This is a genomic window from Candidatus Marinarcus aquaticus, from assembly GCF_004116335.1.
Classification (GTDB): Bacteria; Campylobacterota; Campylobacteria; order Campylobacterales; family Arcobacteraceae; genus Marinarcus; species Marinarcus aquaticus.
Genome location: NZ_PDKN01000001.1, coordinates 37,471 through 61,653 on the forward strand (window position 1 = coordinate 37,471; position 24,183 = coordinate 61,653).

The 24,183-nt window shown below is 35.9% G+C and carries 22 protein-coding genes; 7 read left to right on the forward strand and 15 right to left on the reverse strand.

Features of this window, described 5'->3' with window-relative positions; all coding sequences use genetic code 11:
* Positions 1–34 precede the first annotated feature (34 nt).
* From CRV04_RS00155 to CRV04_RS00165, 3 genes are read left to right on the forward strand one after another with little or no spacing between them, the layout of a single operon-like run.
* Complete coding sequence (locus tag CRV04_RS00155) at positions 35–1,621, forward strand: PepSY-associated TM helix domain-containing protein (RefSeq protein WP_128994606.1); 1,587 nt, start codon at positions 35–37, stop codon at positions 1,619–1,621.
* Positions 1,618–1,923: a hypothetical protein gene (locus CRV04_RS00160; RefSeq protein WP_128994607.1), complete on the forward strand. Its 306-nt coding sequence runs from the start codon at positions 1,618–1,620 to the stop codon at positions 1,921–1,923. Before CRV04_RS00155 ends, CRV04_RS00160 begins: the two co-directional genes overlap by 4 nt.
* A 12-nt stretch (positions 1,924–1,935) precedes the next feature.
* Positions 1,936–2,430 (forward strand): hypothetical protein, encoded by a 495-nt coding sequence (locus tag CRV04_RS00165; protein ID WP_228126417.1) that lies wholly within the window; start codon positions 1,936–1,938, stop codon positions 2,428–2,430.
* Positions 2,431–2,528: 98 nt separating this feature from the next.
* Here the strand turns inward: CRV04_RS00165 and lepA are convergent, their stop codons facing one another.
* From lepA to CRV04_RS00195, 6 genes are all read right to left on the reverse strand, one after another.
* Entirely contained in the window at positions 2,529–4,316 is a 1,788-nt protein-coding gene (gene lepA, locus CRV04_RS00170; protein WP_128994608.1) for a translation elongation factor 4, read from the reverse strand.
* 113 nt (positions 4,317–4,429) lie between these two features.
* Positions 4,430–5,443, reverse strand: a complete 1,014-nt coding sequence (locus CRV04_RS00175) for an OmpA family protein (RefSeq protein WP_128994609.1) — start codon at positions 5,441–5,443, stop codon at positions 4,430–4,432.
* A gap of 138 nt (positions 5,444–5,581) precedes the next feature.
* Positions 5,582–6,517: a ribose-phosphate pyrophosphokinase gene (locus tag CRV04_RS00180; protein ID WP_128994610.1), complete on the reverse strand. Its 936-nt coding sequence runs from the start codon at positions 6,515–6,517 to the stop codon at positions 5,582–5,584.
* Between the two features lie 70 nt (positions 6,518–6,587).
* On the reverse strand, positions 6,588–7,625 hold the full coding sequence (mnmA, locus tag CRV04_RS00185; RefSeq protein WP_128994611.1) for a tRNA 2-thiouridine(34) synthase MnmA: 1,038 nt from the start codon (positions 7,623–7,625) through the stop codon (positions 6,588–6,590).
* On the reverse strand, positions 7,622–8,104 hold the full coding sequence (gene folK, locus CRV04_RS00190) for a 2-amino-4-hydroxy-6-hydroxymethyldihydropteridine diphosphokinase (protein ID WP_128994612.1): 483 nt from the start codon (positions 8,102–8,104) through the stop codon (positions 7,622–7,624). Before folK ends, mnmA begins: the two co-directional genes overlap by 4 nt.
* A 63-nt stretch (positions 8,105–8,167) precedes the next feature.
* Positions 8,168–9,193: a M24 family metallopeptidase gene (locus CRV04_RS00195; RefSeq protein WP_128994613.1), complete on the reverse strand. Its 1,026-nt coding sequence runs from the start codon at positions 9,191–9,193 to the stop codon at positions 8,168–8,170.
* 66 nt (positions 9,194–9,259) lie between these two features.
* Here CRV04_RS00195 and aroQ point away from each other — a divergent pair, with 66 nt between their 5' ends.
* From aroQ to CRV04_RS00215, 4 genes are all read left to right on the forward strand, one after another.
* Complete coding sequence (gene aroQ / locus CRV04_RS00200) at positions 9,260–9,736, forward strand: type II 3-dehydroquinate dehydratase (protein ID WP_128994614.1); 477 nt, start codon at positions 9,260–9,262, stop codon at positions 9,734–9,736.
* A gap of 2 nt (positions 9,737–9,738) precedes the next feature.
* Entirely contained in the window at positions 9,739–10,959 is a 1,221-nt protein-coding gene (mqnF, locus tag CRV04_RS00205; RefSeq protein ID WP_128994615.1) for an aminofutalosine deaminase family hydrolase, read from the forward strand.
* Positions 10,952–11,833, forward strand: coding sequence for a signal peptide peptidase SppA (gene sppA, locus CRV04_RS00210; protein ID WP_128994616.1), 882 nt, complete (start codon positions 10,952–10,954; stop codon positions 11,831–11,833). The genes mqnF and sppA overlap by 8 nt, the downstream gene beginning before the upstream one ends.
* A 184-nt stretch (positions 11,834–12,017) precedes the next feature.
* The gene (locus tag CRV04_RS00215) at positions 12,018–13,376 is read left to right on the forward strand and encodes a DEAD/DEAH box helicase (RefSeq protein ID WP_128994617.1); all 1,359 of its coding nucleotides are present in this window, start codon (positions 12,018–12,020) and stop codon (positions 13,374–13,376) included.
* A gap of 31 nt (positions 13,377–13,407) precedes the next feature.
* Here CRV04_RS00215 and CRV04_RS00220 read toward each other — a convergent pair whose 3' ends face one another.
* The 9 genes from CRV04_RS00220 to CRV04_RS00260 form a co-directional block, all read right to left on the reverse strand.
* Complete coding sequence (locus CRV04_RS00220; RefSeq protein WP_128994618.1) at positions 13,408–14,607, reverse strand: acetate/propionate family kinase; 1,200 nt, start codon at positions 14,605–14,607, stop codon at positions 13,408–13,410.
* A gap of 31 nt (positions 14,608–14,638) precedes the next feature.
* Positions 14,639–15,631 (reverse strand): phosphate acetyltransferase, encoded by a 993-nt coding sequence (pta, locus tag CRV04_RS00225; RefSeq protein WP_128994619.1) that lies wholly within the window; start codon positions 15,629–15,631, stop codon positions 14,639–14,641.
* A gap of 244 nt (positions 15,632–15,875) precedes the next feature.
* On the reverse strand, positions 15,876–17,066 hold the full coding sequence (locus tag CRV04_RS00230; RefSeq protein ID WP_128994620.1) for an acetate/propionate family kinase: 1,191 nt from the start codon (positions 17,064–17,066) through the stop codon (positions 15,876–15,878).
* 153 nt (positions 17,067–17,219) lie between these two features.
* Entirely contained in the window at positions 17,220–17,837 is a 618-nt protein-coding gene (locus CRV04_RS00235; RefSeq protein ID WP_128994621.1) for a 3'-5' exonuclease, read from the reverse strand.
* Positions 17,830–19,671, reverse strand: a complete 1,842-nt coding sequence (locus tag CRV04_RS00240) for a putative nucleotidyltransferase substrate binding domain-containing protein (protein WP_128994622.1) — start codon at positions 19,669–19,671, stop codon at positions 17,830–17,832. Before CRV04_RS00240 ends, CRV04_RS00235 begins: the two co-directional genes overlap by 8 nt.
* A 112-nt stretch (positions 19,672–19,783) precedes the next feature.
* Positions 19,784–21,433 (reverse strand): cation acetate symporter, encoded by a 1,650-nt coding sequence (locus tag CRV04_RS00245; protein WP_128994623.1) that lies wholly within the window; start codon positions 21,431–21,433, stop codon positions 19,784–19,786.
* Positions 21,433–21,750 (reverse strand): DUF485 domain-containing protein, encoded by a 318-nt coding sequence (locus CRV04_RS00250; protein ID WP_128994624.1) that lies wholly within the window; start codon positions 21,748–21,750, stop codon positions 21,433–21,435. Before CRV04_RS00250 ends, CRV04_RS00245 begins: the two co-directional genes overlap by 1 nt.
* A 302-nt stretch (positions 21,751–22,052) precedes the next feature.
* Positions 22,053–23,702, reverse strand: a complete 1,650-nt coding sequence (locus CRV04_RS00255) for a cation acetate symporter (RefSeq protein WP_128994625.1) — start codon at positions 23,700–23,702, stop codon at positions 22,053–22,055.
* Positions 23,702–24,031 carry a DUF485 domain-containing protein gene (locus CRV04_RS00260; protein ID WP_336470498.1) on the reverse strand — a complete coding sequence of 110 codons (330 nt, stop codon included), beginning with the start codon at positions 24,029–24,031 and terminating at the stop codon, positions 23,702–23,704. The genes CRV04_RS00255 and CRV04_RS00260 overlap by 1 nt, the downstream gene beginning before the upstream one ends.
* Positions 24,032–24,183: the final 152 nt, after the last annotated feature.

Consider the following 24,183-nt stretch of genomic DNA (forward strand, 5'->3'; position numbering starts at 1 on the left):
ATTGGACATGCTCTATTAAGGATAAAATGTAATCATGATACATGAATTAACACAACAAGAAAAAAAAAGAGTTTTTAATCATCGACTTCAAAGAATACACGTTACATTGGGGATAAGTTTCTCTTTTCTTATGTATGTGGCGCTTTTTTTTGGAGTTTTTGCTATTTTATTGCCCTACATACAAAACTGGGAAAATCCCACAAGACATATTAAAATTGTAGATAATTACGACATTGATTATGACAAAATCATCACCCCTATTTTAAACGATAAAGAGTATCCCAAAATAAATCCAATTACGATTTCGTTGCCCGGATACATGAAAGATCCAACAGTAAAAGTCTCAACAAAGTTTGTGCAAGCCAAAATTTTTAATCCTGTAACATATGAAGAGATTCCTTATGAAAAAAGTAATTTCAAACTTGCCCAATTTTTAAATTATATGCATTATGGAAGAGTTTTTGGAGAGTTTGGTTGGTATGTATTTGGTTTTACAGCTGCTGCAGGTATTATTTTAATTGTGGGTGGTTTGTATCAAATTTTACAATTACAATATAAAAACAGAGTGAAAACATCTGCAGGATTTTTTTCCAAATGGCACAGAAAAATTCTTATTTGGACCATGACACCTTTTTTTATTATTACAATCAGTGCCGTTTTTATGAATTTGGGTAAAAAAACAGCTCCTTTAATGACCAGCATAGCGACAAAAGGTGAGACACATCAAGTAGGAAAATTTATATTTCCTGTATTGCATCCACAAGATGAAAGAGTGGAAAAACTAAATCGTAATACTCCCATGCTCTCTATTAATCAATTATTAAAAAAAGCACATCAACTAGAATCTGATTTGGATTTTTATCGAATAAAACTGAGCAATTGGAACGATGCCTCTGCGGTTGTTAAATTTGAAGGCTATCACCCTTATTTCCCTTTTTTTAATGGAATCTCAAATCAACCCAATATCACTTTAAGTGGCGTAGATGGGCATGTCATCAAACAAACAAATGTTTTTGATAGAAGCTGGGGTGTTATATTTTATGACGTTATTAATTATATTCATTTACTGTTTAATGTGGATGATATCACACGAAGTATAGTGGTGATTTTGATGCTCTTAACCACTTTAGCAATTGGGTTTGGAAACTTATTGTATTTGGACAAAAAGGCTAAAAAGTTTCCATCTTCTATCCCTGTGTATCAAAGTCTTGGAAAATTGTCATTGGCTGTAATGGTGGGTGTTTTGCCTGCAACAGGGTTGTTGTTTTTTTTACAATGGGCATTGCCTATGGACTTACACGATAAATCTTTGTATCAAAAAGGGATGTTTTCAGTGTTGTGGGTAGGAACCTTAACGTGGTCATTTTATAGAATAAATTCATATCAAGCCGCAAAAGAGTTCTTATATTTAGGGGGTATTTTATTTATAGGCAGCTCGGTGATTCATTTTATAAAGAGTGAATTTGACCCCATAAGACTTTTTAAAGAAGAAGTTTATACTGTATTAGCAATGGATGTAGCTTTAATAGTGTTTGGTTTGATTTTGATGGTTATTGCTAAAAAACTGCCTTTAGAGAGAAAAAAGATGAGTGATTTTTGGATAAACAAGGCTTTGCAATGAAAAAATTTATAAGAGAACTTAAAATCCCAGAAAAAAGTGGAAAAAAAATAGGTTTGTTTCGAACAGTGTGTGCCACTTTGGGTGGCTTAATTATAACGATTTTAATGATGGCACTGCTTATTACGATTATTTCGGTGAAAAAAGAGGATATGACTTTGATGAGTATTATCCTTAATGGAACACTGTGGGCATTGGTTGGATTTTGGATTGCATTGGCGTCAAGTAAATATGAAGCACTTTTAAGAGCGTTTATTCCAAGTGTGGTTTTAACACTGGCGTTCATTATAGTTTATAATTTTTAAAAAGGAATTGAGATGAAAATAATAGTTGTTTTACTTTGGGTTTGGGTCATGCATTCATCACTGTATGCACACTCGTTATTGATGAATATCTTTGATAATGAAGACAATACCATCACTGTAATGGCAGAGTTCAGTACCGGTGAAAAAGCTGCTGGAGCACTGATACGACTTGAATCATTGGTTACGGGAGAAGTTTTATACCAAAAAAGGCTTCCTTTAGAGAGTGAACTGACCATAATCATACCCAAAGAAGAGTATCAAGTTGTACTTGATGCAGGACCTGGACACACCATTGTAAAGGAGGGTATTGCACCGTTAGAAGGTTTTTTAAAAAAAGTAAAAGCAAAGAACACTGCAAAGTTATCACAAGCTCAAAAAACAAATAATCAATGGAGTGCATTGACAACTCTCTTTTTTGTAATCTGTATAATTTTATTTTTAATGACGATTTATTGGAGCAATAGAAATACCAATAGAATTTTAAAGCAATTAAAAGCTGAAATTTGATGTAGATTCAAGGCGGAATAGGAATTTTGAAGCAGGAGTTTACACAGTTAAATGACTGTTCTAAACTTCCTACTTCAACGCATAAGATATATTAAAAGTTAGATTTTAAGAACTGCCATGAATGCCTCTTGCGGAACATTCACCTTTCCAATTGCCTTCATTCTCTTTTTACCCGCTTTTTGTTTCTCAAGCAGTTTTCTTTTTCTGGTGATATCCCCACCATAACATTTAGCCGTAACGTTTTTTCCCATAGATTTTACAGTTTCTCTTGCAATAATGGTGTTCCCAATACTTGCTTGAATGGCTACTTCAAAGAGTTGTCGAGGTATCAGTTCTTTAAGCGCTTTAATGAATTCTCGACCTCTGTAAACAGCTTTATCTTCAGGTACAATGATGGATAAGGCATCCACCACTTCTCCTGCAACTCTGATATCGAGTTTTTTAAGGTTTCCTGGTCTAAATGCAATTGGCTCATAATCAAACGACGCATACCCTTTTGTCGTTGATTTGAGTTTATCATAAAAATCCATTACGATTTCATTCATCGGAAGGTCATACTCTAAAAGTACTCTTTTCCCTACATAGTCCATCTTGATTTGAATACCACGTTTGTCATTTAAAAGCTTGATGACATTTCCTAAAAATTCTTCAGGAACTAAAATGGTGGCTTTTACATACGGCTCATAAATGGCTTCAATGTAGTTTGGCTCAGGCAGTTCAGATGGGTTTTGAATGACAACTCTCTCTCCATCTGTTTTTTCAACTTCATACACAACCGTTGGTGCAGTTGCAATGAGGTCTAAGTCAAACTCTCGTTCCAATCTCTCTTTAATCACTTCCATATGAAGCATCCCCAAAAATCCCGTTCTAAAGCCACTTCCAAGTGCAGCTGAACTCTCTGGTTCAAAAGAGATAGAGGAGTCATTGAGTTGCAGTTTGGTTAACGCTTCTCGTAAATCTTCGAATTTATCGGTTTCAATGGGATAAATTCCTGCAAATACAAACGGTTTTGCAGGTTCAAAACCATCAATAGGCTCTTGCGTTGGATTTTTAGCATCGGTCATGGTATCACCCACGGCAATCCCATCAAGCGTTTTAAGTCCAAGCACAACAATACCAATTTCACCCGTTTTAATCTCTTGCGTATTCTCTCGTTTGATTGGGTGAGGGTACATTAAGTTCAGTACTGGGTGTTGCACTTTGGTGTTCATCATTTTGAGCATTTGGCCTTTTTTGATGCTCCCTTCATACACACGCACCAATGCCAATGCTCCTAAGTAGTTATCGAACCAAGAGTCATAAATTAAAGCTTTTGTCGGTGCATTTTCATCCCCATTGGGTGCAGGAATTCGTTCAACAATCGAATCAATAAGCTCTTTAACCCCAAGTCCAGTTTTTGCTGAAACAAGGTTATGTTCTGTACAGTCTAGCCCAATGGCCTCTTCGGTCTCTTCAAGTACTCTCATAGGGTCTGCACTTGGTAGGTCGATTTTATTTACAACAGGTAACAACTCCAACTCATTGTCTAAAGCAATATATACATTTGCAATGGTTTGTGCTTCAACTCCTTGAGTTGAGTCCACAATCAATAATGCACCTTCAGAAGAGGCTAAAGAACGGCTCACTTCATATGAGAAGTCAACGTGCCCTGGAGTGTCAATGAGATTAAGAACATAGGTCTCGCCATCTTTGACATAGTTTAACCGTACGCTTTGTGCTTTAATTGTAATACCACGCTCTTGTTCAATGTCCATGGTATCCATCATTTGTGATGTGAGTTCTCTGTCTGCTACGGCACCACACTCTTGAATAATTCTGTCTGCCAGTGTTGATTTTCCATGGTCAATGTGTGCAATAATACTAAAGTTTCTGATATTTTTTTGCAACGATTATATCCTGTATATTATAGTTTTCGCGATTATATCTAAATTTTCGTAAGTGTTACGTTAAAGTTTTAAAAAAGAGGGAAAAGCTTGCAAGCGGGAAGCTTGCAAGTTAGTTATTGGTTTACCGTCGCTTCTACACGTCGGTTTTGTGCTCGTCCTTGCGCAGTTTCATTGGTGGCTACAGGTTTTGTCTCCCCATACCCAATGGTTTTAATACGTTGAGCATCAATTCCAAGATTGGTTAATGCTTTTTTAACGGCATTGGCTCTTCGAATAGAGAGATCCATGTTGTACGCCTCACTGGCAGTGCTGTCTGTATGAGCATGCAAAGTGGTTTTGACACTTGGATAATCACTCAGTACTTTTGCAAAACCTTCTAGTTTGTTGTCATAAGTTGGTTTAATGATGGCTTTATCCACATCAAATAATATACGCAAATTAACTGTAATCGCACATCCATTAGTGTCTACAATAGTATTTTTTTCTGTTTTAGGACACTCATCAATGCTGTTGGCCACACCATCAAAGTCATTATCTCCATCGTTGGCAACAGGTTGACTTAGAGGTTGTTGAACCTCTTTTTTTGTTACTGGCATTGTGCTTGATTTTTCACCAAAAGGAATAGCAAGACCAACAGTATAGATTAAGTTGTTATCTCCATGATCATCTTCAATAAGGTGTCGTAAATCCATTTTAAGCGCCATTGCGTTGTCAAAAATATATTTGTAGCCCACCCCATAATTCACAAAAAGGCCTGTTTCATTGTTAAAAGCTTCATTAGAATAGACTTCTACTCCTGCCCCTGCAAGTGCATATAAGGCATTGTTTTTATTGAGTGAATACTCTTTGATGACATTGGTAAAAATACGACTGATTTGTGTATCTTCATTTGAATTTTTATAATCCACTTTACCCATAGAGGTTAAAAAGCCCAATTCAATTTGGTCAAACATGGAATCATCCAAGTTAAATCCCAGACTCAAGCCAGCATTGGCGTAGTTTCTTTCTAAATCCATGTTGCCTTCAGTATAAGTTCCAGCAATCATTGGAGTGATTTCGTATTTATAATTGTTTTGAGCCCATACAAAGCTGCCAAGCATACATAAGGCTAAAATAATCTTTTTCATGGCTATATCCTTTATAAATGCAATAGCATATTATAAACAATATCATAGCATAAAAGATTAGAATTGAGAATTAATTATTACAGAAAAGTTATGTATAAAAATAGGAAAACCCTATTTTTATACAAAGGAAGGTGGGTATTAGAAGTTAAAAATTTCGTTCACCGATTCGTTGTTGTAAATTCTTCTTACGGCTTCTCCAATCATTTTTGAAGCAGTTAATACCGTAATTTTTTCATGTTCTCGTTTTAATGGAATGGTATCAGAAACCACTAATTCATCTAAAGCGCTTCCATTATCAAGTCGTTCATATGCTGGTCCACTTAGAACACCGTGAGTACAACATGCCATTACAGAAGTTGCCCCTTTTTTCTTTAAAACTTCAGCCGCTTTTACTAACGTACCTGCAGTATCAACCATATCGTCAACTAAGATAACGTCTTTACCTTTAACATCACCAATGATGTTCATCACTTCAGAAACGTTGGCCTTTTCTCGTTTTTTATCAACGATGACTAAGTCTAAATCCAGTTTTTCTGCATAGCTTCGTGCTCGTGCAACCCCTCCAATATCTGGACTTGCGATAATTGGGTTCGCTAAGTTTTTAGATTTGATGTAGTTTACAAACAAAATTGAACCAAACAAGTTATCTACAGGAATATTAAAAAATCCTTGGATTTGTGCTGCGTGTAAATCAATGGTGATGACTCGGTTTACCCCAGCAGTCTCTAACATATCTGCAACCAATTTTGCAGAGATTGGAACACGAGGTGCGGCTTTTCTGTCTTGTCGTGCATAACCAAAGTATGGAATAACGGCCGTAATGAAACTTGCACTTGAACGTTTAAGTGCATCCACCATGATTAAAAGTTCCATCAAGTTATCGTTTGCAGGTGCACAAGTAGGTTGTACTATAAATACATCTCTTCCTCGGACACTCTCTGTAATTTGTACTGATATCTCACCGTCACTAAATCTTTTTAAGTCAGCTTCACCTACAGTAGTGTTTAAATAGGCACCCACTTTTGATGTAAACTCAGGATTGGCTGAACCACTAAAAAGTTTATATCCCCTCATTAATTTTCCTTTAATAGACTAAATTTTTTTTGATTATAACCAAAAGATGCTTGTATTTAAATTTGGCTTTTTACTTAGTGGTTGTAATCCATCCCGAACCTAAGACTCTGTCTGCTTCATAGAAAACAGCTACTTGACCACTGGCAACTCCGTATGCTGGTTCTTCAAGGGTAATGATGGCTTCATTATCATTGATAATCTCTACGTGACATGGTGTGGTGACACTTCTGTATCGCAGTTTTACACCACAATCAAAGCTTTTTTCATTGATGTACATGTTCAGGTTTTTTACGCGTACTTCATTGATTTGTAAAGATTCTTTTGTTCCAACAACAATGGTATTGTCTTTTGGATTGAGAGCTTTTACAAAGTGTGGGTCGTGTGCTCCATGCACGGTAAAGCCTCGTCGTTTTCCAATGGTGTAGTGCATGTATCCTTTGTGAATACCCACTTCTTCTCCCTCTTCATTCAGAACAATCCCTGGTTTATCAATGTTGGCATGTTTTTTAATGACATCGGTGTAAATCGTTTCAACAAAACAGATCTCCTGAGACTCTTTTTTCTGAGCAATCTCTTGATATACGACGTCCAGACTTGCACCCAATTTAATGATGTCCTCTTTTTTATATTTGCTCATAGGAAACATGATATATGGAAGAACCTCTTTTTTAACTTGTGCTAAGAAGTAACTTTGGTCTTTGGTTTTATCTTCGGCTTCATAGATGAATTTACCATCGGTTTTTGCATAGTGTCCTGTAGCAACGCAGTCTGCTTTGATGCTTTTAGCAAACTCAAAGAGTGCTCCAAATTTAATCGTACGATTACATTTAACACATGGGTTGGGAGTGATACCATCTAAGTAAGATTGAACGAAGTAGTCATACACCTCTTTTTCAAACTCAGCTGAAACATCTAAAACGTGGTATTTGATACCTAAAAATCGAGCGACTTTTTGTCCCGTTTCAATGTTATGTTCGTGGTAACCTTCTCTGATGTCATGAAGTTTCATGTAGACACCTTCTACTTCATAACCCTCTTTTTGTAGCATATATGCTGTAACGGATGAGTCAATTCCTCCACTCATTCCAACAACAATTTTCTTTTTCATTTATACATCCTTTTTAAAGGAATAATCACCGACTCTCTGTTTGCCCAATCTTTGTGAGGAATAATAAGTTTTTCACTGTTAATTTTTTTATTTGCAAAAAATATAATATCTATATCCAAGGTTCTAGGCGCATCTTGAAAGGATCGCTTTCTTCCTAATCGTTTTTCTAACCGAAGCATGCTGTTTAAAAATGCATTTGGTGCCAGGTCAGTTTTAAGCGCAATTATACCATTTAAAAAAGAGTTTTGTTCTAAAAAACCAAATGGAGGGTTTAAAAGTAGGGGAGAAGTTATAAGAATATCAAATCTTGAGTCTTTTAATAAACATAAGAAAAGTTTATCAAACGTTTTTTTGACATTTCCTACATTTCCCCCAATACCAATGGTAACATGATATTTTTTATTTGATTCATACTTCGCTTTATAGGGAAAGTTTGAAGTGTGAAATAGTGTTAAATCATCGCTTAAATTTTTTTTCATAATTTTCTTAAATTTACCCTTGAAAATACTATACTAATTTAATCAACATTAATAAAAATGGGATTATAGTATCACTGCGCGTCCATTTTTCATGACCACCGTATCCTCAATTCGCACTCCAAACTCTTCAGGTAAGTAAATACCTGGTTCAATCGTAAAGACCATGCCATCTTCAATAATCACATCTGATTTTGAGTTGATATATGGGTGTTCATGAATATCTAAGCCCACACCATGTCCTGTTGAGTGTACAAACTGTTTAGCGTATCCCGCTTTTTCAATTACACTTCGTGCAAGTGCATCAATCTCTTTGGCTTTCATGCCACTTCGTGCTTTGTTAATCGCATTGAGTTGCGCTTTTAAAACAATGTCATAAATCTTTTGTTGTTTTTTGTTTTTAAACTTTTGCTCTCGTTTAAAGTTGAGTTTCTCAAAATCCACATGTGCTGTACAGGTTCTATCTGAACAGTATCGTTTATATTTCACGCCTGCATCCACAAGCAATAAATCATTGACAATGAGTTTTTTGTCTGTTGGAAGGGCATGAGGTTTGGCACTGTTTTCATTAATAGCAACAATAGGGTCAAAACTCACATCCAAAAGCCCTGTTTGAGTCATCTTTTCAATGGCTTTAAAGTGTAAGAAACTCTCATCTTGGTCAAAGCCATTTTTACGAATATATTTTGCAAGTGCACTGAAACCTTTACGTCCGAGCTTTGAAGCTTTGGTTAAGTACTTAATCTCTTTTTTTGTTTTTATGATACGTTTTTTATGAGAAAAACTGGGTTGATTAACAAATTTGATGTTTAAGCCATTGACCAGTTTTGAGTAACTCTCAAAGCTGAAATCATTTCCATCAAAAGTAATCTTTTTAATCTTTGCTTTTTTAAGAACAGTTTGAGCAGATTTAATTAAATCTTTGCTCTCAATCACTTCGGCATTGGTAATATTTTCATTGGCTTCGATGGTATATCGAGCATCTGTTATAAAGTATCGGTCACCTTCTAAATTGATAAAGGTAACATTATCGCACGAATAACCACATTCGTAATAAACAGCATTTTCATCTTTTAAAATATAATTACCCATGTTTATCCTTAGTTTTACTAAATATTGAATATAATCATACCTAAAATTTATAAAAGGAATATAATAATGAAAATTGCAGTAATACAAGGTCCAAACTTAAACATGTTAGGCGTAAGAGAGCAAAATATTTATGGACCTATGTCATTAGAACAAATTCATGAGCAAATGAAAGCAAGTGCATCACAAAACGGTGTAGAGCTTGAGTTTTTTCAATCTAATTTAGAGGGTGAGATTGTCGATAAAATTCAAGAGTGTTTAGGTGAAGTTGATGGTATCATCATCAATCCAGCAGCATACACACACACTTCAATTGCAATCAAAGATGCTTTAGCAGCTGTGAACTTACCAACAGTAGAAGTACACATCTCTAATATCTATAAAAGAGAAGAGTTCAGACAAAAATCAATCACTGCAGGAAGCTCAACTGGAGTTATCTCTGGTTTTGGACCATTTGGTTACCACATGGCATTGATTGCATTAACACAAATTTTAAATGAAGTTAAAGCAATTCAAGAAGCGCAAAAGAAACAACAACAAGCATAATAATGAAAATTCTAAAAGCCTCTTGGCTTATTACGTCTAATGAGACCAACTGTATCATCCAAGATGGTGCGGTGGTCTATGACTCTACGATTATTGATGTCAATGACATTCAAACCATCCAAAAAGATTATCCCAATGTTGAAGTGAAGGATTTAGGAGAGAACTCGGTTTTAATGCCAGGGTTAATCAACACACACATTCACTTGGAGTTCAGTGCCAATAAAACTACACTGAAATATGGAAACTTTATGGATTGGTTGCACTCTGTGATTGCATCACGTGAAGAGTTGGTTTCTAAAGCCAATAAAGCACTCATTAAAAGTGAACTTGAAACGATTTTAAAATCAGGGACAACGACTATTGGAGCAATCAGTTCATACGCATTGGATTTAGAGCCTTGTTTAGAAACCCCATTGAATGTGGTCTATTTTAATGAGGTCATTGGTTCAAAGCAAGATATGATTGATACACTGTTTGCTGATTTTAAATCACGATTGGCTCAAACACAACAACATAAAAGCAAACGGTTCATTCCTGCTGTTGCGATTCACTCACCTTACTCTGTGCACCCTTTTTTATTACGAGAAGTGGTGAAGCTTGCTAAAGAGCAAAGCTTGCCAGTAACCGCACACTTTTTAGAAAGCAGTGAAGAGAAAGAGTGGTTAGAAGAGAACAGTGGCGGCTTTTTGGACTTCTTCTTAAACTTCTTAGGACAAGACAAATCAGTGACCTCTGCACCAGAGTTTGTTAAGCAGTTTAAAGGTGTGAAACCTTTGAGTTTCACACACTGTGTGGAAGCCAATGAAGAGGAGTTGACATTGATAAAAGAGGTGGGTGGTTATATCAATCACTGTGCAACATCCAATCGAATTTTAAACAACACCAAACTGCACATCAATAAACTGGGCGTTCCTTTTACTATTGGTACAGATGGTTTAAGTTCAAATAACTCTTTGAGTCTGTTTGATGAATTAAGAAATGCCTTGATGATTCATGTGAATCAAAACATCAATACCTTAGCAGCCAAACTCATAAAGAGTGCAACAGCCAATGGAGCACAAGCTTTAGGCTTAAACAAAGGCGTATTGCAAAAAGGGTTTGATGCCGATATAATAGCGTTACACTTACCTGACAGTGTAAAAGAGCAAAGCGATGTATGCACGCATGTTATTTTGCATACAAAAAATGTTGAACAAGTCATCATAGGAGGTGAACATGTCTAATTTTTTCAGAATACTTTTTTTGCCTATTACGGCACCTTTAGATTTTATCACCAAATATTTTAAAACCATTGTCTTTTTAACCATTGTCTTTTTTGTTGTGACTTCATCAAATGAAGTGGACAAAGAGTTCAGTGTGGCAAACTTGCAAAAAATAGATTTAACGGGTCCCATTTTAAATGTGGATAAAGTCTTAACACAAATCAATGAAGCTTCAAGTAATGCCAATATTCAAGGTGTGCTTTTAGATGTGAACTCTCCAGGTGGAGCAGTGGCACCTTCTGTGGAAGTAGCGTATGCAATTAAAGAGCTCGTTGCTAAAAAACCAGTAGTGGCATATGCCAGTGGTGTGATGGCAAGTGGAAGTTACTATGCTTCTATTTGGGCGAGTAAAATCATTGCCAACCCAGGAAGTATGGTGGGTTCGATTGGTGTGATTTTTCAAGGGGCAAATATTGAAGAGTTGATGCAAAAAATTGGTGTCAAAGCACAAACAGTAAAAGTAGGGCGATATAAAGAGACCGGAACATTTGCACGTGAGTGGAGCGAAGTAGAGAAGCAAGAGTTAGAGAGCGTAATCACAGATACATACAGTATGTTTGTCAATGACGTTGCAACGGCTCGAGGTTTAAAACCAAGTGAACACCAAACGTATGCAGATGCACATATTTTTACTGCACGACAAGCAAAGATTGTAGGACTTATTGATGAGGTTGCTACGATTACTTATGCACAAAGCGAGCTGTATAAATTGGCCGAAGTTGAAAATCCTGTTTGGACAAAAGAGGATAAAATCGATAAGTTTATTGATAAACTTATTCAAGAAAGTGCTGCACAAATCAGCACCTATTTCTCTTCAGGCTTAAAAGCCTACTAAGACAAAATAAAAAGAGGCAAAGCTTATAAGCTTTACCTTTTTTTATAATTGTGTTATACTCCGAAAAATATTGTAACCAAGCATACATACATCTTTGTTTTTATCTGAATTATAATTTATCATAGTTTCCTTCATCAACCAAGATTATCATCTCATTACGTATTAAATTTATCAAAGGACATGAATGTCATTTTCACAATTAGGACTGAATCCTAATATTTTAAAAGCAATCAAAGAGCAAGGGTATAGCAAACCCACTTTGATTCAAAAAGAGGCCATCCCAATGGTATTAGGCCGACATGATATTTTAGCAGCAGCGCAAACGGGTACGGGTAAAACGGCTGCATTTACGCTGCCACTTTTAGAAATTATGAGTAACAAAAAGGGTAAAAAAGAGAACAAACCTTTTATTAAAGCACTCATTCTAACGCCAACACGAGAACTTGCAGCACAAGTTGCACAAAATATTGAAGCTTATAGTCAATATCTTCCTTTAAAAACAGCAGTGATATTTGGGGGTGTGGGCATTAACTCTCAAAAATCTCTTCTACGAAAAGGAGTGGATATTGTGATTGCTACTCCAGGAAGATTACTTGACCATGTGGGGCAAAAAAGCATCGACTTATCACGAGTTGAGTTTTTGGTTTTAGATGAAGCAGACAGAATGTTGGATATGGGATTTATTCATGATATCAAAAAAGTGATGGCACATATCCCAAAACATCGACAAACATTACTGTTTTCTGCTACGTTTTCAAAAGAGATTAAAGCACTCTCTCAAACATTGTTGAATGAACCCAAACTTGTGGAAGTAACCAAAAGCAACAGTTCGTCTGAACAGGTCAATCAAGTGGTTCATTATGTGCTTAAAGATAAAAAAAGAACACTTTTAAGCTCTTTAATACGTACAGAAAATTGGAATCAAGTATTGGTCTTTACTCGAACCAAACATGGGGCGAATAAATTGAGTGATTACTTGAATCAATGCAATATCAGTGCAGCAGCCATTCATGGAAATAAATCACAAGGGGCAAGAACCAAAGCACTCAATGATTTTAAAGCCAAAACCATCAAAGTACTTGTAGCAACCGATATTGCTGCAAGAGGGATTGATATTGAGCTTTTACCTCACGTGGTTAATTTTGAGTTGCCCAATATACCTGAAGATTATGTGCACAGAATTGGTCGAACCGGACGAGCGGGCAATGAAGGTGTTGCAATGTCGTTGGTTTGCTCTGAAGAGTTGGAATTTTTAGAGAACATTGAAAAACTCATTAAGATGAAAATTGAAGTTAAAGAGGTTGAAGGTTTTACGATAAAGGCTTTGAAAAAAGTACAAACAGCCAAAAAACAGAACAACTTTAAACGAAGAAGTAATCATGCCTCAAAAGAGAGTGGGGCAATGAATGGTTCGTTTAAAACAGAAAAACAAAAAGAGCGAAAGAGTTTTGATAAGGCTCAACCAAGAGGTGAAAAAACAAGTCATCCAAGAAGAAACTCGAATGCTCAAAGAAATTCGAGCAATAAAAAAGGCAGAAGTTAAAAACTCCTGCCTTATAGTTATGAAGCAAAAACTATTTTGCTCCAGTAACCACTTTATACGTATCGTTAGCAATAACATACTCTTCGTTTGTAGGGATAACGAAGATTCGTGCAGCTGAACTGTTTGTTGCGATGTCTCTTGCATCACTTCTTCTTTTGTTGTTTTTAGTTGGGTCGATGATTAATCCCATACCATCCAGACCAGCACAAACAATCTCTCGAATCAGTGAAGAGTTCTCACCAATACCACCTGTGAAACATAATGCATCTACACCATCAAGTGCAGCCACATATGAACCAACATATTTTTTAATGTTATAAGCAACCATCTCAACCGCTAATCGACATCGGTCATCACCTTGTTGCATCCCTTCAAGAACTTCTCTAAGGTCAGAAGATTTTCCTGAAATTCCTAAGATTCCTGATTTTTTGTTCATAACATCAAGTGTTTCATTGATCGTCATACCCTCTTGGTTCATCATGTAACTAATAGCACCTGCTCCAACGTCACCTGCTCTTGTTCCCATCATTAAACCTTGAACAGGGGTAAGTCCCATAGAAGTATCAATACATTTACCGTTTAATACTGCACTTACAGAAGAACCGTTACCTAAATGACATACGATGATTCTTGTGTTGTGTTTTTTGTCTAACATTCCTCGTGCTTCATTTGATACGAAGAAGTGGCTTGTTCCGTGGAAACCATACTTTCTGATACCATGTTTAGAGTATTGCTCATATGGTAATGCATACATATATGCATAATCAGGCATAGTTTGGTGGAATGCTGTATCAAATACAGCAACATTTGGTTTACCAGGCATTAGCTCTTGGCAAATTTCCATACCCATAATGTTCGCTGGGTTGTGTAAAGGTGCTAATGGAATCAACTTTTTCATTGTTTCGATTACTTTTTCAGTGACCATAACTGAACCAGAGAACTCTTCACCACCGTGAACTGCTCTGTGTCCAATAGCTTCAATATCATCAATAGAGTTGATTACTTTACCTTCACCATCTGTTAGAGTTCGAAGTACTAACTCAATGGCTTCTTTGTGTGTTGGCATAGAAACATCAATTTGTAGTTTTTGTCCATCACCGAATTCGTGTTTTAAAACACCATCTATACCAATTCTTTCACATAGCCCTGAAGCTAATAAATCTTTTGTTACTGGGTTCATTAATTGATACTTTAATGAAGAACTTCCTGCATTTAAAATGAATACTAACATCGATTTAATCCTTTACGTTTATTTATTTGAATTAACATTGTGTTGCAGTGATTGCAACTAAGTTTGAGATATCTTCTACTGAACAACCTCTTGAAAGGTCATTAACAGGTTTTGCTAAACCTTGTACGATTGGTCCGTGAGCATCTGCACCAGCAAATCTTTGAACCAATTTATACCCGATATTTCCTGCTTGTAAGTCAGGGAAAACCAATACGTTTGCACTCCCAGCTACTTTAGAATCGGGTGCTTTTTTCTTACCGATTGCTTCAACAATCGCTGCATCTGCTTGCATTTCACCATCAAATGCAAAATCTACATTTCTATCTTTTAAAATTTGTACAGCGTTTTGAACCTTATCGACTAATGGGTGTTTTGCACTTCCCATAGTTGAGAAAGAGAGCATGGCTACTTTTGGCTCTAAACCAACTACACTTCGTGCAGTTGCTGCAGTTGAAGCTGCGATATCAGCAAGTTGTTCAGCGGTTGGGTCAGGTAATACAGCACAATCTCCAAATAAAATGAGACCGTTATCTCCAAACTGTCCATCTTTTGTCTCCATAACAAATGTCGATGAAACAGTTTTAATCCCCGGTGCAGTCTTAATTACTTGAATAGCAGCTCTTAATACATCTGCAGTAGCAGAGTTAGAACCAGCAACTAATCCATCTGCATCACCAAGTCGTACCATCATACAACCAAAAAATCTTGGTTCAGTTGTCATAATCTTTCTTGCTTCAGCTTCGCTTAAGCCTTTCGATTTTCTTAACTCAACCAATTCGTTTACATATGCATCAATATTGGCAAATGATTTAGGATCAATGATGGTTGCTCCTTGGATATTTGCACCACATTTTGCTGCATCTGCTTTGATTGTATCTTCATTTCCAATTAACACTACTTTAGCAGTTTTGTCATTGAGTACTTGCTCAGTGGCTTTTAATACTCTTTCGTCTTCAGACTCCGGAAGTACGATAGTTTTTAGCTCTTTTCTAGCATTATCTTTAATACTGTCAATTAGACCCATTCAAATTCCTTTCTGATTTAGTGGACATAGATTATAGTTTAAAAACGTAGCATTAAAATAGCATTGTAATTGAGCCATAATCTATAGTAAAAGAACATTTTATATTATCTTTTCAAAAATGTACATAAATTCTACATATATACAGATAAAAAAAATATGTGGGAATTTTCGTAATATTTTGAAATTTATTTTTGTGATTGTTTAAATAAAATTGAAGTAAATAAGTTAGTTTTTAACAAAAGCATTAAGCTTTTGTTAAGTTATAGGTGTCATTTGCAATGACAAACTCTTCATTGGTTGGAATGACATATATTTTTGTTTTTGAAGCTTCTGAGTTCACCTCGCGGGTGCCTTTTGTTCTTTTTTTATTTTTGTTTTTATCCAGTTCAATGCCCATGAACTCTAAACCTTCGCACACTTTTTCTCGTATGACATCAGCATTCTCACCCACTCCTGCTGTGAAACAAATGGCATCAACACCACCCATGACACCTGCGTATGAGCAGATATATTTTTTAATACGGCTGCATTTTAAATCAATCGCCAATTGTGCTCTGGAGTCCCCTTTTTCACTGGCTTCAATGATTTCTCTTAAGTCTGAACTCACCCCAGATACTCCTAAAAGACCTGATTTTTTGTTTAAATAATCCACCACTTCATTGGCACTCATTTGTTTTTTCTCCATTAAAAATGAGATAACAGCAGGGTCCAAATCGCCTGAACGTGTTCCCATCATTAAACCTTCTAATGGTGTCAGACCCATTGATGTGTCAACTGATTTTCCATCTTTAACGGCACAAATAGAAGAACCGTTTCCTAAATGACACACAATGATTTTTGACTCTTTTTTGTCCAACAGTTTGGCTGCTACACTTGAGACATAGTTGTGACTGGTACCGTGAAAACCATATTTTCTGATTTTATGTTCCGTGTAATCTTCATAAGGAAGTGCATACATAAAACTGCTTGCTGGCATGGTTTGATGAAATGCCGTATCAAATACTGCTACATTGGGTTTTCCAGGTATTAACTCCATACAAATTTTAATGCCCAAAATGTGTGCTGGGTTGTGTAAAGGCGCCAGCGGGATGAGTTTTTCAAGTTTTCTTAGAACGTTATCATCAATAATGACTGATTCATGAAAATACTCTCCGCCATGTACAACACGGTGTCCAATGGCATCAATATCTTTTTCAATGGTATCCACAACCTTTTGAGGCCCTTCAACCAGAAGCTTCAGTACATGTGCAATTGCTTCTTTGTGGGTAGGAAGATCTATTTCCGTGGTTGTTTTTAATTCATTCGCATCGTGAATAATTCGCCCATCAATACCAATTCGTTCACATAACCCTGAAGCTAAAACTCGGTGAGTTGCGTGATTCATCAATTGATATTTCAGTGAAGAACTTCCTGCGTTTAAAATAAATATTAACATCTGTTGCCCTCTTTTAATAATAAAGTTGAATATTTTACCACAAAAGTATGTAAAAGATGTGTACAAGTATTGTACGGCATAAAGCGGGCTGTTATTATGCTTTATGCTGATATTATGTAGGAACTAAAAGTAAAGTGTGTACAGAAATTGTACTTACAGTTTTACTTTGGGTTGATTTTTGAGTTTTAAAAACATCATGGAAGTCATAATGGCATCATTAAATGCATCATGTTTTCCAAGGTGTGGTATGTCCAAATCTTTCATAATTGTATCAAATCGTAGGTCGATGTGCCCTTGAGGTATGGCTTCAATTTTCCAGTCATGATAAATTGCAGATACTTCATGTCGTTTATTGGGAAGTTTGATGCCCAAACTTGGTTTGATGTATTTGTTAATCATGGCCACATCAAACTCTAAAAAGTATCCTACTAAAGTACGATTTCCAATGAAATGTAAAAATTCATTTACAACTTCATTGATACCTTCTGCTTCTTCTAAGTCACACTCTCTGATGTGATGCACTTTAATGGCTTCGATTTGAAGTTTTGTTTTAGGTTTAACGAACTTCACAAACTTCTTACTGGATACAATGGTGTTCTCTTTAATAATGACCGCACCTATAGAGATGATGTCATCTTTTTGTACGTTTAATCCCGTGGTTTCACAATCAAAACAGACATACTCATCTGGATGAGGCTTTTCAAATAAAAAAGTGTATTGCTCATCTTTGAGCCCTTTTTTGTTGTAGTAGTTTTTTATCGTTCTAAACATAGTTTAACTTATAGTGGTGTTCGAGTTTTTTCTTCAACTTATTGACGATTTTAAACGAGTCTTTTAAAAGATCTTTCTCCATGGTGTTTAAATCATCTGGGTTGATATAGTTATTGATCTCTTTGGCTGCATCCAGTTTATCCAAGTTTGATTTGAGTTTGATGGTGTTTAAAAAGTTAAAGGCTTCAATCAACTCTTGTTTAAACTCATCATCAATTTCACCGACATTGTTGAGTTCCATGATACGTTGAATGGTATTGGTTTTAAACAACTTATGTTCCAAACTCAAACTTCGAATCCCTTGTACCAGTATAAAAATACCCCCACGTTTGATATCGATTTCATCTTTGTGCTCTTTGTCATCGCTGTCAAACACAAAGCCATCAAAAAATCCAAGCGGTACATTGAAGCTGGTGATAATTTTGGCAAAGTGCATGTAGAAACTTTGTGTGGAAGCGCCCACTTTAAAGATATACTCTTTAACCTCATTTAAAAGATCTTTGTTTCCACTGGCACACACTGCATCATAAAAAATGGCTAAGTTCATAAAGTCATCACCCGTTTTATTAGAAATCCATGAAAAGACCAAGTTTTTGAACTCTTTTTGTCGTCGGCACCAGTATGGATTTGAAACCATGATATTTCCTTCACATCGTGGGAAACCAAAGTCAACAAGATACTCCGTATAGTCATGGGTAAAGGCTCGAAGTTTTTCCTCTTCTATCTCACAATCATCAGCAAGAATCAAGGCGTTGTCTTGGTCGGTTTTAAGAATTTGCTCTCCTCGACCTTCACTTCCCATGACCACTAAGCATGACTTACCAATAAGTTCTTGGGGTGCAGTTATCATAAAGAGTTTATGCATCAGTTTTTGGTTCAGTTGATTGATCAATTTGGCAATAAAGTCAATTTTTACTCCTTTGGCATTAAGGGAACGAATGATTTTAATAAACGATTGACTCGCTTTTTTAAGCTCTTCAATGGTTTCGGCTTTTTCTATTGCATTTGATACTGAAAAAGTGTGCGTTGCAAAAAAAGAGGAGAGAGAGATTTGATCAATGATGCCTACAATCTCATCTTCATTGTTTTTTACCACCACTCTTTTAATGCCGTGTTTGGCCATGAGAAACTGGGCATTAAATAAAAAGTCGTTTTCATTGACAAAGATAAGCCCAGTCGAAGAGATTTTCCCTACAATATCATCATAATCCATTCGGTTTAAAATGACTTTTTGTCTGAAGTCTGAATCTGTAACAATGTGGATTTCACCCAAATCATCTTTTAAAAGTAGGGTGGGTACTTTCTCTTTTTTTATGGTTAATGCTGCATCATAAATAGAAGTAGTATAAGGCACAATGACTGCTCGGTGTACATTGGCATCTTTGACTTTTGCCACCATCATATTGGCCAACTCTTTGTTTTTTTCATTAGAGATGTTGGCATTGAGTTTTTGTGAGATGGATTGAAAAAAGTAACTCTCTAATTGATTGTTTTCATGTAAAATTCGAATAAAAATCTCTCGTGAAAGTGTATAACAAATCGTCTCTTGTGCAGTTACAAAAGTATGTTTTGAATAGTTCTCAACAATTGAAACTGCATCAAAAAACTCATTGACTGAGTAGATTGACATCACTTCCTCTTCATGTTTTTCTTGCACTAAGCCTTTGATGATAAAGTAGAGTTTATCGGGTTGCTCACCGGTTTGTTGAATGACATGATTTTTTTTATAGTATTCAATATCCAAATTTTGTGCAAACTCATCGAGCTGTGTTTTGGTTAGGTTGTCAAAAGGATGAATTTTTCGTATGAAGTAGGTCTGTTCTAGTATACTCATTGTTGTTCCCAATTAAAGATTGTATGAAAAACAATAGCATAAGAACAATATAAAATTAATTAATAATTAATTAAATAATTACTAAAGAGAAAATCTCTTTAGTAATGTATCATTAATGGTCAACTGCCCCAGCTGAACCAATACCTGTATTTGCTCGTACGTTTTGTGCTCTGAAGAGCTCTTTTTCATCTTTTCCTCTTTGAGAATTGTCGGTTTTAGAGAAGAACCAAATCGCAACAAACGCAACGGTTACGGAGAAGAGTGCAGGGTGTTTGTATGGGAATAATGCTTCTGTATTTCCTAAAATTTGTACCCAAACAATCGGCCCAATGATTACAAGTGTAACAGCTGTAACCAATCCAGCAAGACCACCTAAAAAAGCACCTCTTGTTGTAAGTCCTCGCCAATAAATAGATAAGAACAAAATTGGGAAGTTTGCTGATGCAGCAATACCAAATGCCAAGCCCACCATATATGCAATGTTTTGTTGTTCAAATGCAATTCCTAAAATAACCCCAACAATTCCAACAATAATAACCGTGATTCGTGAAATTTTAACCACTTGCTCATCGGTTGCTTGTGGATTGATGACATTTGAGTAAAGGTCATGTGAAATCGCACTTGCACCTGCAAGGGTTAGCCCTGAAACCACAGCTAAAATTGTAGCAAAAGCAACGGCTGAGATAAACCCTAAAAACGCATTTCCACCCAACATGTGTGAAAGGTGAATTGAGGCCATATTGTTTCCACCAAAGAGTTTTCCATCCACAAAATATTGTGCACCCTCATTTGAGTTTAAAAATGCAATCGCACCAAATCCAACGATGGTAATAATCACCCAGAAATACCCCACAAATCCTGTTGCATAAACCACCGATTTTCGAGCTTCCTTTGCGTTACCTACAGTGAAAAATCTCATAAGAACGTGTGGTAAACCAGCAGTTCCTAGCATCAATGCCATTCCTAATGAAATAGCAGATACTGGATCAGATATAAATCCACCTGGACTTAAAATAGATTCACCTGCTTCATGACTTTGGCTTGCACTTACAGCCAGTGATTCAAAGTTGAAATCATATGCATAAAGCACCATAACCGCCATAAATGAAACTCCAGTTAAAAGAAGGCACGCTTTGATGATTTGAACCCAAGTTGTGGCTAACATTCCACCAAAGGTCACATAAATAATCATCATAACTCCAACAAGAATAACGGCATACTCATACTCTAAACCAAACAGAACTTGAATGAGTTTACCTGCTCCTACCATTTGTGCAATCAGATACAGAACAACCACTGAAAGTGTTCCAAAAGCAGCCAGAGTCCTAATCTCTTTTTGCCCCAATCTGTATGCTGCAATATCTGCAAAAGTAAACTTACCAAGGTTTCTGAGTTTTTCAGCCATAAAAAACAGAATAATAGGCCAACCTACTAGAAATGATACGGCATAAATAACACCATCATACCCTTTTAAATAAATAAGACCCGAAACTCCTAGAAATGCTGCAGCAGACATATAATCCCCTGCAATGGCTAAACCATTTTGAAAACCAGTAATTCCTCCACCAGCAGTATAGAAATCACTGGCTGATTTGGTCTTTTTTGCTGCCCAATATGTTAATGCCAATGTTCCAAGAATAAAAATAAAGAACATGATAATTGCTGGAACATTTAATTCCCGTTTTGTTGCTTCAAAACTGGCATCACCAGCTGCAAACAGTGTTGCACAAAACAGTGCTAAGATTGATACTATTTTTAACATCAGATTAAATCCTTTACATCATCTTTGATATCGTTGGTTAAATCCTCAAATTCACCGTTTGCTTTTCTTACATAAATCAATGTTGTAAGAAAACTGATTACTAAAATAGCCAATGCAATTGGAAATGCAATTGTAGTGCTCATTCCATCAGCAATTTTGGTTGCCAAAAGCTCTTTGTTAAATGCAATGGTTAAGATGTATGCATAAAACATCACTAAAACAAAGACACCTAATTTGATTCCAAGGCTGTTTTTCTTTGAAATCAACTCTTTATATTTCGGATTGTTTTCAATCCTTTCAACTAATTCGTCTTTCATCACTGTGCTCCCTTGTGAAGATGTTTGACTTATCTATTTTTAATAAAACGTAGCATGAGCATAGCATCATTAAAAATTCATTGATTATACATGCAAAAAATTTTCATTCCCAAGCGATGAGTTTACAAAAATGTAAAAATTATGTCATGAATGTAGAAAAGTAACACAATTAAAGTTTAAAAATAAATATTGTGTAAAAAAGTAAAAAATGAGAGTGTAAATATAGGCTTCAGTAATATAATATAGAGAAATTTTAATTATAAGAAATACTAAAGAGAAAACTCTCTTTAGTATAAGTGTGACTAGTGGTCAACTGCACCTGCAGCGCCAATTCCAGTTTCTGCTCGAATACTTTGTGCTTCGAACGCTTTAATCTCTTCTTCTGCACGTCCTGATTTATCAGTAATTGAGAAGAACCAAATACCAATAAATGCAGCTGTTACAGAGAACAGTGCTGGGTATTTGTATGGGAAGATTGCCTCTTCGTTGTGTAAAATACTTACCCAAACGGTTGGTCCTAAGATTACAAGAATAACTGCAGTCATTAATCCGATGAATCCACCGATGAATGCGCCTCTTGTTGTTAATTTAGACCAATAAATTGATAAGAAAAGGATTGGGAAGTTTGCTGATGCTGCAATAGCAAACGCTAAACCAACCATGAATGCAATGTTTTGTTGTTCAAATGCAATTCCAAGGATAACCCCAATAACCCCAATAACAATAACAGAAATTTTAGAAACTTTAATCTCTTGCTCTTCAGATGCCTTTGGGTTAATAACGCACGCATAGATATCGTGAGAGATTGAAGATGCTCCTGCAAGTGTCAGTCCAGAAACCACCGCTAAAATGGTAGCAAATGCAACTGCAGAAATAAATCCTAAGAATACATCTCCACCTACAAGTTTAGATAAGTGAATGGCTGCCATGTTATTCCCGCCGAACAGTTGTCCATTTTCAAAGAACTCTGCACCTGCTGGAGAGTTTAAGAATACAATTGCTCCAAGACCAATCACCGCAATAACTAAATAGAAGTAACCAATAAATCCTGTTGCATAAACAACTGATTTTCGAGCCTCTTTTGCATTACCAACTGTAAAAAATCTCATAAGTACGTGTGGTAAACCTGCGGTTCCCAGCATCAATGCAATACCTAAAGAGATGGCAGAAATAGGATCAGATACCAATCCCCCTGGCTCCATCAATGCTTGACCTTTAGTGTGCGTATCAACAGCTTTTGCAGCCAATGCTTCAAAACTGAAACCAAAGTGGTTAAGCACCATAAATGCCATGAATGTTACCCCTGAAAGAAGTAAAATTGCTTTGATGATTTGAACCCAAGTAGTTGCAAGCATACCACCAAAAGTTACATAAATAATCATCATGATACCAACTAAGATAACTGCATATTCATACTCTAAACCAAACAGAACTTGAATCAATTTTCCTGATCCCACCATTTGAGCAATTAAGTAAAGTGTTACAACAGAGAGTGAACCAAATGCTGCAAGTGTACGAATCTCTTTTTGACCCAATCTGTAAGCTGCAATATCAATGAATGTAAACTTACCTAAGTTTCTTAATTTTTCAGCCATTAAAAACAGAATAACTGGCCAACCAACTAAGAATCCAACCGCATAAACTAATCCATCATATCCTTGTAAGTAAATCAATCCTGAAATACCCAAGAAAGAGGCTGCTGACATATAATCCCCCGCAATTGCCATACCGTTTTGGAAACCAGAAATTCCTCCACCTGCGGTATAAAAATCACTTGCAGATTTTGTTCGTTTTGCTGCCCAATACGTAATACCTAATGTTGCACCTACGAAAATAAAGAACATGATAATTGCTGGAATATTAAGATCTCTCTTCGTTGCTTCAAATGTTGCATCCCCTGCTGCAAAAAGTGAAACTGCAAACAGTGTAAAAAGTAGTGTTAATCTTATCATTATAACGCATCCTTTACATCTTCTTTAACTTGATTTGTTAAATCTTCAAACTCTCCGTTTGCTTTAACAACATAGATAATAGTCGTAATAAAACTAACTATAATAATACCTGCTCCAATTGGAAATGCAATTGTCATTACACCTTCATCGCTTAACTTCGTTGCCAAAGCAGTTGGGTTAAACGCAATTACTAAAATGTAAATATAGTACATTGCAAGTACAAAGATACCAAGCTTCCATCCAAAGCCCGTTCTTTTCTTGACCAATTCTTGGTACTTAGGATTCGATCGAATCCGTTGGACTAGTTCGTCGTTCATACATTCCTCCATATATTCTTAAGGTTCCTTGAAACCTTAAGCATTTCTGTTATCAACTTAAAGCATTTTTAAGCTTAATTAAAAAAGTCTGATTATAAGACAAGAGCCTTTTTATAGCAATAAAATAGCATTTAAGTAAAACCAATTGATATTATACAGTTATA

What these genes read in the sequence shown, in the direction of transcription:
- folK (WP_128994612.1), bottom strand. Translation starts at nt 8,104, where the DNA reads ATGAAAAAAAATTTAAGCGATGATTTAACACTATTTCACACTTCAAAC.
- CRV04_RS00250 (WP_128994624.1), bottom strand. Translation starts at nt 21,750, where the DNA reads ATGAAAGACGAATTAGTTGAAAGGATTGAAAACAATCCGAAATATAAA.
- CRV04_RS00245 (WP_128994623.1), bottom strand. Translation starts at nt 21,433, where the DNA reads ATGTTAAAAATAGTATCAATCTTAGCACTGTTTTGTGCAACACTGTTT.
- sppA (WP_128994616.1), top strand. Translation starts at nt 10,952, where the DNA reads ATGTCTAATTTTTTCAGAATACTTTTTTTGCCTATTACGGCACCTTTA.
- mqnF (WP_128994615.1), top strand. Translation starts at nt 9,739, where the DNA reads ATGAAAATTCTAAAAGCCTCTTGGCTTATTACGTCTAATGAGACCAAC.
- CRV04_RS00215 (WP_128994617.1), top strand. Translation starts at nt 12,018, where the DNA reads ATGTCATTTTCACAATTAGGACTGAATCCTAATATTTTAAAAGCAATC.
- CRV04_RS00195 (WP_128994613.1), bottom strand. Translation starts at nt 9,193, where the DNA reads ATGGGTAATTATATTTTAAAAGATGAAAATGCTGTTTATTACGAATGT.
- CRV04_RS00230 (WP_128994620.1), bottom strand. Translation starts at nt 17,066, where the DNA reads ATGTTAATATTTATTTTAAACGCAGGAAGTTCTTCACTGAAATATCAA.
- pta (WP_128994619.1), bottom strand. Translation starts at nt 15,631, where the DNA reads ATGGGTCTAATTGACAGTATTAAAGATAATGCTAGAAAAGAGCTAAAA.
- CRV04_RS00260 (WP_336470498.1), bottom strand. Translation starts at nt 24,031, where the DNA reads ATGGAGGAATGTATGAACGACGAACTAGTCCAACGGATTCGATCGAAT.
- CRV04_RS00255 (WP_128994625.1), bottom strand. Translation starts at nt 23,702, where the DNA reads ATGATAAGATTAACACTACTTTTTACACTGTTTGCAGTTTCACTTTTT.
- CRV04_RS00155 (WP_128994606.1), top strand. Translation starts at nt 35, where the DNA reads ATGATACATGAATTAACACAACAAGAAAAAAAAAGAGTTTTTAATCAT.
- CRV04_RS00175 (WP_128994609.1), bottom strand. Translation starts at nt 5,443, where the DNA reads ATGAAAAAGATTATTTTAGCCTTATGTATGCTTGGCAGCTTTGTATGG.
- CRV04_RS00235 (WP_128994621.1), bottom strand. Translation starts at nt 17,837, where the DNA reads ATGTTTAGAACGATAAAAAACTACTACAACAAAAAAGGGCTCAAAGAT.
- CRV04_RS00220 (WP_128994618.1), bottom strand. Translation starts at nt 14,607, where the DNA reads ATGTTAGTATTCATTTTAAATGCAGGAAGTTCTTCATTAAAGTATCAA.
- CRV04_RS00240 (WP_128994622.1), bottom strand. Translation starts at nt 19,671, where the DNA reads ATGAGTATACTAGAACAGACCTACTTCATACGAAAAATTCATCCTTTT.
- CRV04_RS00180 (WP_128994610.1), bottom strand. Translation starts at nt 6,517, where the DNA reads ATGAGGGGATATAAACTTTTTAGTGGTTCAGCCAATCCTGAGTTTACA.
- mnmA (WP_128994611.1), bottom strand. Translation starts at nt 7,625, where the DNA reads ATGAAAAAGAAAATTGTTGTTGGAATGAGTGGAGGAATTGACTCATCC.
- aroQ (WP_128994614.1), top strand. Translation starts at nt 9,260, where the DNA reads ATGAAAATTGCAGTAATACAAGGTCCAAACTTAAACATGTTAGGCGTA.
- CRV04_RS00160 (WP_128994607.1), top strand. Translation starts at nt 1,618, where the DNA reads ATGAAAAAATTTATAAGAGAACTTAAAATCCCAGAAAAAAGTGGAAAA.
- CRV04_RS00165 (WP_228126417.1), top strand. Translation starts at nt 1,936, where the DNA reads ATGAAAATAATAGTTGTTTTACTTTGGGTTTGGGTCATGCATTCATCA.